The sequence below is a fragment of the Alteromonas sp. AWM4_230 genome (assembly GCF_056158305.1).
The window spans coordinates 1,128,957-1,142,858 of record NZ_JBSWTB010000001.1; the positions used below are offsets into that span (position 1 = coordinate 1,128,957).

The following is a 13,902-nucleotide window of genomic DNA, read 5'->3' on the forward strand; positions in this document are numbered from 1 at the left end:
AAACGGTATCTAGGTATTTCGTTATCGGTAAGCGCAAAACGGCAGCATTTTTGCTTCTGTTCTCATCAGCGACTTATCGGTGGCTTATCGTAAATAGCGCGTTTTCGCTAGTTAAAAAGAATGCGGCATTTTTTCAAAAAATGTCACCCAAGGAATCAGCAAAATATTCGATATTTTGTAAACAGTAACGCTTCGTAAGGCCCTGTTTTTTTATTTATAAAAAGACATGCGCGTGCAGCACTAAAACAACAAGGAAATAGATCGTGGATAACACCAACAATCAACCCATGACAAAACCTTCCCATTACGATGGCGATTTATGGAACCCAGATTTGGCGCCCACCAGTGAGGCAACAAGAACCTGGAGGTGGAAGGACTATGCGGCGTTATGGGTGGCTATGGTGGTATGTGTGCCCACTTATTTGCTATCTGCTGGGCTAGTGTCTGAAGGCATGAACTGGTATCAGGCAGTGATAACCGTGCTGTTGGGCAACATTATTGTGCTGGTGCCAATGATGCTAATTGGTCACGCGGGGGCTAAATACGGTTTACCTTTTCCTGTATTGCTACGTAGTGCTTTTGGTACCAAAGGCGCGAAGATCCCTGCTCTGGCTCGCGGCCTTGTAGCCTGCGGGTGGTTTGGCATTAATACATGGGTGGGAGGCAGTGCGATTTACGTTATTTTAAATAGCGTAAGCGGCGACGCTTTTGTAGGGCAGGCGCTGCCATTTTTAGGTATAGATATTACCCAAACCCTGTGCTTCTTTGCTTTTTGGGCAATGCATTTGGTTTTCATTAAGCACGGTACTGAATCTATTCGCTGGCTTGAAACTTTTGCTGCACCATTTTTGATCTTAATGGGCTTAGCGCTTCTTGCTTGGGCATACATCAATGCCGGTGGATTTGGCGCTATGTTATCTACGCCATCTCAATTTGTCGAAGGGGGCGCTAAAGAAGGACAGTTTTGGTCTGCGTTTTTCGCAGGTCTTACATCTATGGTGGGCTTTTGGGCAACCATGGCATTAAATATCCCTGATTTCACTCGCTTTGCTAAATCACAGAAAGATCAGATGCTAGGGCAGGCTATCGGCTTACCCTTACCCATGGCGTTGTTTGCCTTTATTGGGGTAGCGGTTACCTCGGCAACGGTAAGCATTTACGGTGAAGCTATTTGGGATCCAGTGGCACTCGCGGGCAGAATGGGCGGCATGGGCGTGGTCTTTGCGCTCGCGGCATTAGCGCTTGCTACTTTAACTACGAATTTAGCCGCTAACATGGTTGCTCCGGCGTATGGGTTTTCGAACATGGCGCCTTCAAAAATTAGCTTTAGAATGGGCGGATACATCACCGCGGGTATCGGCGTTGCTATATTCCCTTGGAAGTTGCTTGAAACCGCGGGTGGTTATTTATTTACCTGGCTTACGGGTTATTCTGCACTGCTCGGCCCAATCGCAGGTATCCTCATTGCCGACTATTTCATTTTAAGAAAATCGACGCTAAACATTGATGCGCTGTTTCAGCACAGTGGCGAATATGGCGCGAACAACGGTTGGAACATGGCGGGCGTAGCTGCACTTGTTATTGGTATTTTGCCTAATATCCCTGGCTTTGCGCACGCAGCTGGGTTTGTAGACAGCGTACCAGCCATTTTTGATACGCTTTACGCCTACGCATGGTTCGTGGGGCTAATTATCGCCAGTATCGTATACCTAACGCTGTCCAACAGAGTACCAGCTACCATGCAGGCAAGAAGCGCCTCCCAATAATGGGGTCAGAGTACTTTTCTGCGCAGTAAACTAATGGGGTCAGAGTACTTTTCTGCGCAGTAAACTAATGGGGTCAGAGTACTTTTCTATTTAAAGTACTCTGACCCCCCCCAATATACTTTGTCGGAGTTATTTTCGCTTCATGTTTTCAAAAAGCGAAGGTTCCCAAGGCCGCATAGCCATCAGCAACCCCACATGCTGGCGCTCTTCTATCGGTAAGTCATTATCTTCGCTACTGAGCTTAGCTGCTTCTTGCCTAAGCTGCTCTAAGCGCCGCTGAATGATAGATACCGAGGTTTGTGAATAGCGCCCTCGTAAGTAAAAGCGAAACATCCATGGCTCGTTTTTCTTCGGATCCATGAACTTCACCATGACTTCTTGTTCCATAAATTTTTCTAGCGGCCCGCCTGGGATCCACCGAAAGTCTTGGGCAATAAGCAGCTTATAATGGTTGTTCGGCAACAGCTCGATAAGCTTAAGCCTATCAAGGGTTGTCATTAGCTTAATGCCTTCCACTTCATCAATATCGTAATGTTTGATAAGTTCAGAAAAGCGCCAGCCGTCGCGAACGCACACGGCGGCAAGCAGTAGCTTAGGGTTAGCGAGCAGTTCCATTTCTTGCTCTTCAGACAGCTGCGAAATTTTCTCTTGCTGTTTTTGTGAAAGGCTAAATAAATCGCTTAATGACAAACTTAAGCATTCACAAATTTGCTCTAACTTATCAAGGCTGAACGCCTGCAACGAAAAGTTACGCTTTACACTCGCTTCGCTAACATCAAGTGCTTCTGCAAGCTGCTTATAGGTGAGTCGCTGTTCCCGTAAGCATTGTTTCAAGGTGTCGTACACAAGGCTAATTTGGCTCATGGTATTACTTTTTTATACTTGTGGTGTAATTTAATACTACAATAATCATTTTGGTTTACGAAATTTATTCTTGGTTCTAGTGTAGAAAGTGTTCAGACACATCTTGTCTTAACACACTAGGAGCAAGTGATATGAAAAATACACGTTCAACATTGATGTTAACTGCACTATTAAGTGGTGCGCTTCTTACCCATTCTGTAATGGCAGATGATTCTTTTGAGCATAGCGGCAAAGCCAGTAAGCACAGTGCGTTAGCTGTCTCTGAAGGCTTAGCGACAACCGCTTCGGTAGCAAGTGCGGTGGTGGCAGTGCCTGTGGTATTGACCGGAAGTGTTGTTGTAGCCGGAAGCGCGGTGGTAGAAAGTGCCGTGAATGAAAGTGCTCGCAACCTTCATCAGGCTAGCCATCAGTCTTCAGTAGCGCACAACCAACCTTTGGTAATAACCGAAACTATTATTACTGCTGACCCAGCCCCAAACCAAGTGGTTACTACTAAAACCAAAGTGATCACAACTACAACTAACACTAAGCGGTAGGTTAGACATGAAAACCTACATAACTTCAATCGGGTTTGCACTTGTACTATTGATGTCTGATATTCATGACGTATACGCGGGTAGTCAGCAGCATGGTAAGCCTACTTTTACGCCAGAAGCGATCGCTACTTTTTCAAAGAATGTGGAAAAGTATGCGGCAGGTGAAGGGGCCCGGGCATTTATTATTGCCAGGCGTGGCAGACCTATTGAGGATATGCCAAAAGGTATTCGCTTTACTCATACCGCAATCGCTATTTACTCAAGTATTGAGCTAAGCAATGGCGATAGGGCGAAGGGTTATGCCATACACAATTTATATCAAGACGCAGATGAGCAGGGCAAAAGTCATTTGATTACCGACTATCCGGTAGATTTCTTCTGGGGCGCGTATGCGCTAGAGGCAGGAATAATAATTCCTTCAGTAGAGGTGCAACAAGCGTTAGTGAATCTATATCGTGATGACAAAGCTAAGCTGCTTCACAATGCTCGATATTCGGTAGTGGCTAACCCGTTTAATAGTGAACGCCAGAACTGCACGGAATACACCCTTGATATTCTAAACGCTGCAATTTATTCAACCACTGATATTGCGCAGCTAAAGGTAAATGCTAAGGCCCATTTTGTGCCACAAAAAGTAAATATGAGCCGCGCGAAACTTGGCTTAGCAAGTATGTTCAGCGATGGCGTAACTTTGTCAGATCACGGTCGCAAGGTAGAAACCACCACTTTTGGAAGCCTTGCTCGCTATATGCAAAAGTACGATTTAACAAACAAGGCCGTTACGTTTACCCATACGGGTCAAATAGAGAATATTTAGGAGTTTTACTATGCAAAACATGAATAAACCCACTAAAGCATTTCGAATCGCGTCACTAGCTGCACTTATTGTAGGCGTAGGTGCTTATTTCATAGGCTTGTACAATGCACCTATGGCCCTTAACGAAAAAGGTTATTACTTCACTATCATGCTATTTGGCCTATTTTCAGTGGTAAGCTTGCAAAAAACGGTACGGGATAAAATGGAAGGTGTACCTACAACCAAAGCATACTTTTTAGCTTCAGCGGTAGCCACCTGTTCAGCCATTGTACTGTTAGTTATTGGATTGCTGAACGCCGAACTCTTGTTAAGCGAAAAAGGCTTTTTTGGCATGGCGTTTACCTTAAGCTTATTTGCTGCCATTACGGTTCAAAAGAACGTTCGTGATAGCCAAATGCAAAGCGAGCCAAACAAAGCTGTTCCTCAGTCAGAAACTAACGTTTTAAAAGATGAAGCAACAGCAAAAGTAAAAGCCGCATAAAAACGAAAGGGGGTCAGTGTACATTTCCTTATAGCTATACTGCCCCTGCTATCAGTTTGGTTGACTCGGCCCCCATGAGTTTTGTCGTCAGAGTACACTTTTTAAATTTTAGGGGCCGAGTACACTTCGTCAAAGTCAGACGACCCCGCCATCAAATTAATTTACTCTGACCCCACTTTTTCGTATTGTGTATCAATTGTTTAGCTTCTTAGCTGCTTCTTATCTTCAACGCATCAGGGATGAAATATGCGTAAACCCGTCAAATACAGAATTGCTTTTTTAATCGTTGCTGCGGCGTGTTTTTATGTAGGCACATGGTTCTTACCGAGTACCTTGCCAGACATTACGCTGAACTTTAGCAATATCATATCAGAGCCAAGCTGGCGTAATACAACGCTTGTTTCGTTGGTTTATTTCCTCGTACTGCCGCTATTGTATTACTTCTGGGTTATTCGTATTGGCGAACAAGCTCTTTGGAAAGTACTGCTAATATTTTCTTTAAGTAGTTTAATAGCCCGCTACAACTACCCGGAACAGCTAGCGCACTATTTTGCGTTTATCAGCTACCTTAAATACCCCATCATTACTGTGTTAATGGTTATTGAAGTCGTGCTAATAGTAACTATCGTAAAAGCACTTTGGGGCGCACGTAAACTAAGCGGCGACCCACGAATACACATGCTCGAAAAATATGAAAAAGCTGAAGCGCCAGAAAAAGGTAGCAAAGAGGCTAAGCAACTAGAGCTTGCTTTAATGTTGGCTCACGAACCTGCTAGTTGGTATTACGCTATACCTAGCTTCAGCAAAAAGCATGTGAAAAGCGCAGTGCACCTGAAGTTACTTTCTGGTAAGTGGTGGCATTTACTAAGCGTACTTATTGCTTTGAGTATCACAACCTATGCCTCTTATGTATTGCTATTGCAATTCAGTGAAACGATTGCCATGGTGGTGGCCACATTAGTGTTCTATCTAGTGATCATGTTCGTCGCCAACTACCGGGTAAGCAAAAACTACAGCTGCTTTGTTTGGCAGGAAAAGGTTGTAGTGAATAACTCGTGGTGGGGGATGGTAGTAATTCCAAAAGCAAATATAGAAGGTATTGAAGTTGGCGAGTGGAGTAGAAGTTTAACCAAAGAGGATTTTCACTTTGGAAGGGGGGCTGCTAACGTCAAACTTACCTTCAATAAACCCCAAGCATATTATTCTGGTATGGCTTTATTAAATGAAAGTATGTCTACGTTATTTCTAAGCGTAGATAACCCGACGTTGCTACACAGGGAACTTGAAAACATTGATTAGTTCTTCACTGCACAATAAAAGTTAAAAGCCTAAACCACCGCGCGCAATACGTCGCGGACGGTGGTGGCTTGCAGGAGTTTACTCTTTAAAGTAAATCAAAATTTATAAGTAGCAGAAACTCCAACGTTTCTCGGGTCCGCAATGGCAGCGTAGCCCGCTGGGTTACGAGCACTGACTGGCTCTTGCGTCACAATGGCGGTTTCGTCGAAAAGGTTGTCTACAAATGCAGTAACAGACCAGTTGTCAGTCTCGTAGCCAGCGGTTAGACGTACCAGGGTATAGTCTCCGGCCACGCGCTCCTCAGTATTTGAAAAGTCGCCAAAGTATTCACCAATGTAACGGACCGAGCCGCCGACATTGAATGTCTCGTTTAGCCAGTATTTAGCCCCTACATTTGCGTTAAAAGAGGGTGCTGAATTCAGTTCATTACCATCCACATCAGGGTATTCCTCACCTGCATCGGTAATTTCACTGTTAAGTAACCCAATACCCGCATTAAGCTGTAGGTCGTCAGTGAGATTTGTATGCAGCTCCGCTTCCAAGCCATAAGTTGTTACCTCTGGCATATTCGTTATGAAGCGGGTGGAGCTTAATGCTTGAAAACCTGAATAGTCGTTATAGAAAAGGTTAGCACTAATGAATGTATTATTACTTAACGATGTACGCGAGCTTAACTCGTAGGTGTAGACTTCTTCTTCATCGTAGTAATAGTACTCTTGAGCTGTGAAGTTTAGCGCACCACCCGCTGCGTTATACCCTTTACGAGCACTGATACCCAATGTAGTGCTTTCATCTACATCATAGGTTAGCGCGAGTTTAGGAAGGAAAATGTTAGTATCTTCTATGTATACATCGTCGATGGGGTCATAAACGAAGTGCCTGTCTTGGCTTTCTCTTTCTAATCGCCCACCTGCGGTAAGCGTGAGCTTATCTGACAATGTGAAGTTGGCTTCGGTATATAGTGCGATTGATTCACTATCGTCGTCACCGTAGTAGGGAAATGCGCCCTTACTTAAAATATCTTGCTCACGCTCGAAGTAATAGAAACCAATAAAACCTGTGGTTTCACCATCACTAAACGCGAAATTTAGCTTTGCATCTACCGTGATATTGGTTTCATCGAATACTAGAGTTTGTTCGTCTTCATCAGATGCTTCGTAACTGTCAAAGCCCCACTGATAATCCATATAAGCCAATATAAGGTCGAACGAGAAGTTATCATTTATTGCATATTCTGTAAGGAGCGAGGTGGTAGATATTTCAGTTTCAATATCTCTAAAAAATACGCGATTTCGTTCGTCTAAATTTTCAAGCTCATAATAAATACGCCCCGTGTCACCTTCTTCGTTGTTGTAGGTGTGTGTAAGCATAAATGAAAGGTCGTCGCTAGGCTGCCATTTTAGCTTCGCGCGCACGCGACGGGTTTCAATTTCATCTATGTCGTAGTCTGGTGGGTTAGTTTCAAAACCTTCACCATTGGTAATGGTATCTGCGTTAAGCGTTTGCACACTTAAGCGAAACGCTAGCTCATCTTCAATAATCGGACCTGAGATAACGCCAGCAGTATCAATATATTGGTCTTTATTTCTATAGCCTACTCGGGCTGCGCCTTCCCAATCGAATGAAGGATCATTAGTCTTAATGAAGACAGAGCCGGCAATACTGTTTCTACCATTACTTGTGGACTGAGGGCCCCTGAAAACCTCTATTTGCTGTAAGTCCCACATACCACTATCGCCGCTTAAGTCGGCAACAAAAGGCTGTGCTACGCCATCAATTAAGGTCGATACGCGCCCCTTAGCGCCACCAGCAATTGAATTAAAGCCTCCAGCGCCACCGTTACCCGAAACACCGCGAATGTCGGGCAATGCTCCCGATAGTGTTACTACGTTGGCGATTTCTGACAGGGCATCAGATACAGACTTGTATTGTGTATTGTTTATCTCATCTGCGGTAAGTACAGATATGGATGATGTTGAATCTTTTAGCGTACGATTGGCTTTTTCACCTAGTACGACGATTTTCTCAATTTCCTCAACACTACCGTCAGGGGCTTGTATATTTTGAGCATTGGCAGTAAAGCCGACCGTTGATATTGCCATTGCTATCACAGATAACGATGATGGAAACGTGTTTCTCATAAAGGTAGTTCCTTATTATTTCTCAAAGTAGTACGGCCGCTTTGAATGAGGCTCTTTTTATTGCTTAAGTGATAAAGTTCTGGCAGCTGCCAACGGTTAACATCCACCAGAGGTTAGATTTAGGTTATTGCCAGACACCGTCTTGCGGCACAAGCGTGCGCTTTGCAGCCAAACATTTCGCAGTCAAAATAAACAGCGAAATAAGCGAAATAGCGACTCCGATAAAAGTGATATTTATGGTGCTAGATATGCTGGCATTCCAATAAACACAGGTCACTACAATAAGGCTAAGTGCTATGACGGTAAGTGCATAAAGGCTGTGAATAGCTGATTTAAGGGGGTTAACTAAAAAACTGTACGCTATCGCTGCGAGGAATCCGCCGTAATAGCCAAGGTGCTGGTAGAACTGAATGTCGCTTTGTGCTGCCGATGCAAGTTTGGCCGCCAAAAGAGATAAACCAATACCAACCAAGGTTCCTGTGCAAACGCCGACAGTTAGACGTGATAAAATTTTCACCGAGCGTTTCTGTGTGGCAGGAGCATTAGCTGTCGAACGTTTCCTTCTCCCTTCTATCCAAATGATATTGCCCGTTAGGAATAGCAGTGAGCCGCTTAATCCCAATGCAAAATAAATCCAGTGAATTGCACTGCCGCCAAAACCCCCAAAGTGCAGCGTGAAAAAGCTATTCACAATTTTACCCGCTACGCCTGAAACTGAAGGCAGCATTGCCGTATACCCAGCTGAGGCAGTGTATGGGTCTGTCACCCAGAACGCGTAATAAGGACCGCGGATGATCTCACCTTCAAGTTCGCCACCAATGATCAATCTAGAACGCGGCGTACCCAGACCTGAAAAGCGAAGTTCAGCCATATTAAAGTCAGGCTCAGTTTCTGTAATTTTCTGGCGTAATGTTTCTATAGAGAGAAGGTTTTCGTTGTTTCGAACCACGTCAATTGCAGCGGGTCGATTAAACATAGGCTTATCTTGATAAACAAGGCTTTGCATAGAGCCATAAAGGATATCGTGATAAGCGAATACCACAGTTGTTACAGCGATGATGATGTGAAAAGGAAGGGCTGAAATACCTAATATATTGTGAAAATCTACCCAAAAACGTTTTGCTTTTTTTGCCTTTCGCAGGGCAAATAAGTCTTTTGCCCATGTGGGGAGAAATATAACCAGACCAGATACAATGGCGACAAAGTAGAGTATACAAACGATACCCATTATCCAGATACCTACCGCATCGTGATCGTCACCTCCTGGGATCCCTGCGGTTCTGTGTAAATGATCAAGAAAATCACCGATATCTGAAAGAAATGCTTGCTGACTGATAAGTTGTCCGTTCTCATCCAATGAGGCATGCCAATAGACCGCATCATGAGTATCTTCATCTCTCACTACCCATTGAACCGGCGCATGTTCTGTCATTGCGGTAGGCAAATACACCGTCATTTCTTTACCTGCTTCTGGGTGCTCAGTAAGTACTTGTTGTATTAGGTAGTCATACTGGCTTTCAGCGATGTCAGGCATGGTATTTTCGCTGTGTAGAGCCCAGGTGTTCAGCGGCCCTTTAAACATGGTAAAAGCACTCGTTGCAAAGCAGATGAACAATAAAAGCCCAGATAAAATGCCTGTCCAAATATGAATGTTTTGGTAGTTTTTAAAGTTTTCTAATTTCATGGTTTAAATGAAGACCTGTATTGCTAGGTACTCTGCAGCGGTTAAAAGAGCGATAGCGGTAAAGATGCGAAGTGGACGGTGAGAAAAGTAAATAAGTGCTATAAGCGTGAGCCAGACAGGTACTATCCACCACATAAGGTGTTGTGTTTTAACGTCTAAAGGCGTGTTATCAAAAACTGCAAAAGTGATAAGTGCGCTAGTAAATAAACCTAGAGGAAGCCCCAGTACAAGTGCTCCAATACTTTTTAGCCACCATTGTGGCGGATTAGCTTGACTACTTTGGTCGCGAGATAACGTAGATTTATTACCCCGTGGTGCGGTTAAAGGCTTCTCCCACCGTGTTATAAGAGGTACAAGGCTTAAACCAAGCATGCTAAGCGTGAAAGTCGTATAAATTGCTGCGGCTACTGAAAACGACTGGCTGAAACAAAAAGTGGCGACAGTACAGAGACTAATACAACCGATGATGGCTGTTTTAAATGAATAAGGGCGTGTTTTAAACCATTGTTGATTTGGGGTTCCAGCATACAAGACTGTACACGCTAACACGCAGAGGACTAAACCAAATGCAAATACAGTCGTCAACGTAAGCTCTCCTTTAGCTTTTATTTAATTTGCGGCAAGCAGCCTTAAAAAATCGCCAATAGGATATTCAACTAAAGTATATATGTAAATAGGAATAATTGTCATTTACATTAGTATTTTATTAAAAGGAGTGTTTAAAAAGTCTTTAATTATAAAATGCGGATTGCTCCTAATTGAGAATTGAACTAGCGCCAGCCCTTTATTATGCTGAACACTAATATTGTTAGAGGTCGTAAATTAACGTGTGTGAACTACTAGGCATGAGTGCCAATACCCCAACGGATTTGTGTTTTAGCTTTACGGGATTAACGCGCCGTGGTGGTGAAACAGGCCCGCATAAAGATGGCTGGGGCGTGGCATTTTATGAGGGGAAAGGCGTGCGTATGTTTCACGACCCTGAGCCTTGCGCCACGTCACCTATCGCCGACTTTGTTTCTAAGCTTCCTATAAAAAGTAAAAACGCCATTTGTCATATTCGGCAAGCTAACGTTGGTAACATTAACTTGGCGAACACGCATCCCTTTACACGTGAGCTTTGGGGGCGCTATTGGGTGTTTGCACACAACGGGCAATTGCCTAACTTTTCACGCCGAGCAGGTATTTATGAAGCGGTAGGGGATACAGACAGCGAAGAACTTTTCTGTGACATCATGAATAATGTTAGACAGAATTTACCTCGTGACGCCATGCCTAAACAGCTAGCTGAAACGCTTGTCGAATTGGCACAAGAGTATGCACAGCAAGGTGTATTCAACTGCTTACTGAGTAACGGCGACTGGCTGTTTACGTTCTGTAGTACAAAGTTAGCTAGCATTACCCGTAGAGCACCTTTTGGCCCGGCTTGCTTAAGTGATGTTGAAGTAGAAATTGATTTTGCAGCTGAAACCACGCCAAAGGATGTGGTAAGTATTATAGCTACCGAACCGCTAACTAATGATGAACAGTGGGATATATACGAGCGAGGCGAATGGAAGCTTTGGCAAGAGGGGGAAGTCATTGCCTCGGGTAAGGTGGATGTACCTGAACACAAAAAAGAAGCCGAGATGGTAGCGCCCGATCCCTCGCTTCACGACTAATTACGAATTGTGGGGTCAGAGTAACTTTACCGGCCCCGCACTTTAAAAGCCGGCGCTTGGTTGGTAAGCCGCTCAATAATGTACTCTGACCCCAAAACTCGGGTTACCCCAATATTTATCTCAATACTTGGCTGATGGTTTGTTTTACTGCTTGATAGCGGGCGGGGAGTGCGCTGTGGGGTGTTTGAACACTGTATAATGGCTCTGTCACCTCATTTTTGGCTTCGTAGACGGTGAGTTTGTCGGCAAATGACACAAATTCTAGCGTGCTGGTTGGCAGCACGGTGTAACCTAACCCTTCGCTTACCGGCAGTAGAATTTGCGAAAGTTGATTGATATAGCCGGCGTGTGGCAGCTTATTTGGATTAACCTTGGCTAATTCAGGCTCTCCGCAATCGTTAAAGTAGCGCTGTAAGTAGTGCATGGCGTCAGGGTGATTTATAAGCCCTAAATGGTTGATTACGGCTTTTAGCATAATAGCGTCATCAGTTTTACTCTTTGCTCTTTCAGATACGCTTGTTATTTTTGTACCCGTATCCGAATCAGGCATAAAGTTCTGTGTATTTTCAGGCAATTCAGAAAGCTGTGTAGCAAGTGCAACAGGCAGGCTACGCGGTAGGATAAGCCCCAGTGCTTCTTCGCCTAAGTACTCACTGTGTATATCTTCACTCTCTGGCTGGTTAGTCACAATGCCAAGCTCAAGGGTATTGTTAGCTATGCCTGATAAAATTGTGCGTCGAGGCGCGACTTCAACATGAATATTTAGCGCGTTATGCTGCTTTTGTAGTGCCAACAGGGCAGGGTAAATACGCTGTGCGATAGCGCCTGAACAGGCCACTACACATTTTCCTTCAAAAGGAGCGTCGAACTTTAAGCTGGCAATAAAGTCTTGTTCTTTTGTCTGTTGCTCTTTGGCGTATTGATAAACCCGCTGACCCTGCTCTGTAAGCTGAATCCCTTTGCCTAAACGAACCACCAATTCGCACTGACATACTTCTTCTAGTTTTTTCAGGTGCTGGCTTACCCCAGGCTGCGTCATGAATCGCTGCTCAGCGGTACGAGTGAAATTTCCCGTTTCTACTAACGTAATAAAGGTGTCTAGCCAAATAGGGTTAATCATTTTGGTATAACCTAAATTTATCAAATTAAGAAAATATCATAATTTCAAGTTTTTTCATTGTCTAGCTACTATGTATCCATATTCACTTAAGCGCTATTTTCGATTAGCTGTATGATTGATGTTTTGGATAACTGGTACAAGAGAACGCCATCTATCCAAACACAGAGATAAACAACTAATTAGCCGCTTAAGCCGTTTTGACAACTTGCACTACAAAGGAGTAAGTGATGACTGAAGCAGTAAAAACACCGTATCCACGTACGTTTTCCCATATCGGTATTTCGGTACCCGATTTAGAAGCCGCCGTGAAGTTTTACACCGAAGTACTTGGCTGGTACCTCATCATGAAGCCAACCGAAATTATTGAAGACGATTCGGCCATTGGCGAAATGTGTACCGACGTATTCGGTGCAGGTTGGGGTAAATTCCGCATTGCGCATCTCTCAACGGGTGATCGCGTAGGCGTTGAAATCTTTGAGTTCAGCAACCAAGAAAATCCTGAGAACAACTTCGAGTACTGGAAAACCGGTATCTTCCACTTCTGTGTTCAAGACCCAGACGTAGAAGGTTTAGCTGAGAAGATTGTTGCCGCTGGCGGTAAAAAACGTATGAAGGCGCCGCGCTACTACTACCCGGGTGAAAAGCCATATCGCATGATTTATATGGAAGACCCGTTTGGCAACATCCTTGAAATTTATAGCCACAGCTATGAGTTGCACTATGCAAGCGGCGCTTACGAGTAAACGTTAGTTAATAATGCTTTATAGGCATTGCGTTAAGCAAATGCATAGCTAGCTTTAAATAAGCGAAAGGCGAGGGCGAAATAAGCAAAAGCTCATTCAACGCACCTCGCCTTTTTGTTCTTTAACTACTCTTGAAACGTGAGATTTTATCCGAATTGACCTGATACATAAGGGTTGGACGCCTTTTCTGTGCCTACCGTTGTAGTAGGGCCATGTCCAGGGTAAATCGTCATATCAACAGGTAACACCATAATTTTTTGCTTAATAGAGTCGATAAGCTGTTGATGATTTCCTTGCGGAAAGTCAGTTCTGCCAATAGAGCCTGCAAATATGACATCCCCCACAATAACTCGATTGCTCGAACGCTCTACCAACACCACATGTCCGGGTGTATGACCGGGGCAATGCAATACTTCCAACGTTAAATTGCCTACTGAAATGGTGTCGTTGTCATTTAACCACTCATTGGGGGCAAAAGGCTGCGCGGGTGGAAAGCCAAACATCTGGCTTTGCTGCATAAGCGCATCTAACCAAAATTTATCTCCGATGTGGGGGCCAACAACGGGCACACCGTAATGTTCAGCGATGGCGACAGTACCGCCAACGTGGTCGAGGTGACCGTGAGTCAGTATGATTTTTTCTATACTCACGCCTTTATTTGTAGCAGCTTCAATTAACGTTTCAACGTCGCCACCAGGGTCGACAAACGCGCCTTTGTTAGTTGTTGGATCCCAAATTAACGAGCAGTTTTGGGCAAAGGGCGTAACCGGTATAACTTGAATTTCCACTG

At 44.2% G+C, this 13,902-nt stretch carries 13 protein-coding genes; 7 read left to right on the forward strand and 6 right to left on the reverse strand.

What is annotated here, in order from left to right; all coding sequences use genetic code 11:
- Positions 1-263 precede the first annotated feature (263 nt).
- Positions 264-1,766, forward strand: coding sequence for an NCS1 family nucleobase:cation symporter-1 (locus tag ACXACS_RS04875; protein ID WP_474804713.1), 1,503 nt, complete (start codon positions 264-266; stop codon positions 1,764-1,766).
- A gap of 129 nt (positions 1,767-1,895) precedes the next feature.
- Here ACXACS_RS04875 and ACXACS_RS04880 read toward each other — a convergent pair whose 3' ends face one another.
- On the reverse strand, positions 1,896-2,630 hold the full coding sequence (locus tag ACXACS_RS04880) for a helix-turn-helix domain-containing protein (RefSeq protein ID WP_474804715.1): 735 nt from the start codon (positions 2,628-2,630) through the stop codon (positions 1,896-1,898).
- A 131-nt stretch (positions 2,631-2,761) separates the two neighbouring features.
- Between ACXACS_RS04880 and ACXACS_RS04885 the strand changes: the two genes are divergently transcribed.
- From ACXACS_RS04885 to ACXACS_RS04900, 4 genes are all read left to right on the forward strand, one after another.
- Positions 2,762-3,166: a hypothetical protein gene (locus ACXACS_RS04885; protein ID WP_474804717.1), complete on the forward strand. Its 405-nt coding sequence runs from the start codon at positions 2,762-2,764 to the stop codon at positions 3,164-3,166.
- 7 nt (positions 3,167-3,173) lie between these two features.
- The gene (locus ACXACS_RS04890) at positions 3,174-3,983 is read left to right on the forward strand and encodes a DUF2145 domain-containing protein (RefSeq protein ID WP_474804720.1); all 810 of its coding nucleotides are present in this window, start codon (positions 3,174-3,176) and stop codon (positions 3,981-3,983) included.
- 10 nt (positions 3,984-3,993) lie between these two features.
- On the forward strand, positions 3,994-4,464 hold the full coding sequence (gene yiaA, locus ACXACS_RS04895) for an inner membrane protein YiaA (RefSeq protein WP_474804723.1): 471 nt from the start codon (positions 3,994-3,996) through the stop codon (positions 4,462-4,464).
- A 246-nt stretch (positions 4,465-4,710) separates the two neighbouring features.
- A complete protein-coding gene (locus tag ACXACS_RS04900; protein ID WP_474804726.1) occupies positions 4,711-5,763 on the forward strand; it encodes a hypothetical protein in 1,053 nt (350 codons plus the stop codon).
- Positions 5,764-5,858: 95 nt separating this feature from the next.
- Here the strand turns inward: ACXACS_RS04900 and ACXACS_RS04905 are convergent, their stop codons facing one another.
- The 3 genes from ACXACS_RS04905 to ACXACS_RS04915 form a co-directional block, all read right to left on the reverse strand.
- Positions 5,859-7,904, reverse strand: coding sequence for a TonB-dependent receptor (locus ACXACS_RS04905; RefSeq protein WP_474804728.1), 2,046 nt, complete (start codon positions 7,902-7,904; stop codon positions 5,859-5,861).
- A 124-nt stretch (positions 7,905-8,028) separates the two neighbouring features.
- Positions 8,029-9,588, reverse strand: coding sequence for a PepSY-associated TM helix domain-containing protein (locus ACXACS_RS04910; RefSeq protein ID WP_474804729.1), 1,560 nt, complete (start codon positions 9,586-9,588; stop codon positions 8,029-8,031).
- A gap of 3 nt (positions 9,589-9,591) precedes the next feature.
- Complete coding sequence (locus ACXACS_RS04915) at positions 9,592-10,173, reverse strand: hypothetical protein (RefSeq protein WP_474804731.1); 582 nt, start codon at positions 10,171-10,173, stop codon at positions 9,592-9,594.
- A 242-nt stretch (positions 10,174-10,415) separates the two neighbouring features.
- Here ACXACS_RS04915 and ACXACS_RS04920 point away from each other — a divergent pair, with 242 nt between their 5' ends.
- Complete coding sequence (locus tag ACXACS_RS04920) at positions 10,416-11,249, forward strand: class II glutamine amidotransferase (RefSeq protein ID WP_474804733.1); 834 nt, start codon at positions 10,416-10,418, stop codon at positions 11,247-11,249.
- A gap of 115 nt (positions 11,250-11,364) precedes the next feature.
- Here ACXACS_RS04920 and ACXACS_RS04925 read toward each other — a convergent pair whose 3' ends face one another.
- Entirely contained in the window at positions 11,365-12,369 is a 1,005-nt protein-coding gene (locus ACXACS_RS04925) for a LysR family transcriptional regulator (protein ID WP_474804735.1), read from the reverse strand.
- A 227-nt stretch (positions 12,370-12,596) separates the two neighbouring features.
- Between ACXACS_RS04925 and ACXACS_RS04930 the strand changes: the two genes are divergently transcribed.
- On the forward strand, positions 12,597-13,112 hold the full coding sequence (locus ACXACS_RS04930; RefSeq protein WP_474804738.1) for a lactoylglutathione lyase family protein: 516 nt from the start codon (positions 12,597-12,599) through the stop codon (positions 13,110-13,112).
- 146 nt (positions 13,113-13,258) lie between these two features.
- Here ACXACS_RS04930 and ACXACS_RS04935 read toward each other — a convergent pair whose 3' ends face one another.
- Entirely contained in the window at positions 13,259-13,900 is a 642-nt protein-coding gene (locus ACXACS_RS04935) for an MBL fold metallo-hydrolase (RefSeq protein ID WP_474804741.1), read from the reverse strand.
- Positions 13,901-13,902: the final 2 nt, after the last annotated feature.

Excerpts from the sequence above, each read along its gene's own strand:
- ACXACS_RS04900 (WP_474804726.1), top strand. The coding sequence starts at position 4,711 with ATGCGTAAACCCGTCAAATACAGAATTGCTTTTTTAATCGTTGCTGCG.
- ACXACS_RS04905 (WP_474804728.1), bottom strand. The coding sequence starts at position 7,904 with ATGAGAAACACGTTTCCATCATCGTTATCTGTGATAGCAATGGCAATA.
- yiaA (WP_474804723.1), top strand. The coding sequence starts at position 3,994 with ATGCAAAACATGAATAAACCCACTAAAGCATTTCGAATCGCGTCACTA.
- ACXACS_RS04880 (WP_474804715.1), bottom strand. The coding sequence starts at position 2,630 with ATGAGCCAAATTAGCCTTGTGTACGACACCTTGAAACAATGCTTACGG.
- ACXACS_RS04890 (WP_474804720.1), top strand. The coding sequence starts at position 3,174 with ATGAAAACCTACATAACTTCAATCGGGTTTGCACTTGTACTATTGATG.
- ACXACS_RS04930 (WP_474804738.1), top strand. The coding sequence starts at position 12,597 with ATGACTGAAGCAGTAAAAACACCGTATCCACGTACGTTTTCCCATATC.
- ACXACS_RS04925 (WP_474804735.1), bottom strand. The coding sequence starts at position 12,369 with ATGATTAACCCTATTTGGCTAGACACCTTTATTACGTTAGTAGAAACG.
- ACXACS_RS04885 (WP_474804717.1), top strand. The coding sequence starts at position 2,762 with ATGAAAAATACACGTTCAACATTGATGTTAACTGCACTATTAAGTGGT.
- ACXACS_RS04910 (WP_474804729.1), bottom strand. The coding sequence starts at position 9,588 with ATGAAATTAGAAAACTTTAAAAACTACCAAAACATTCATATTTGGACA.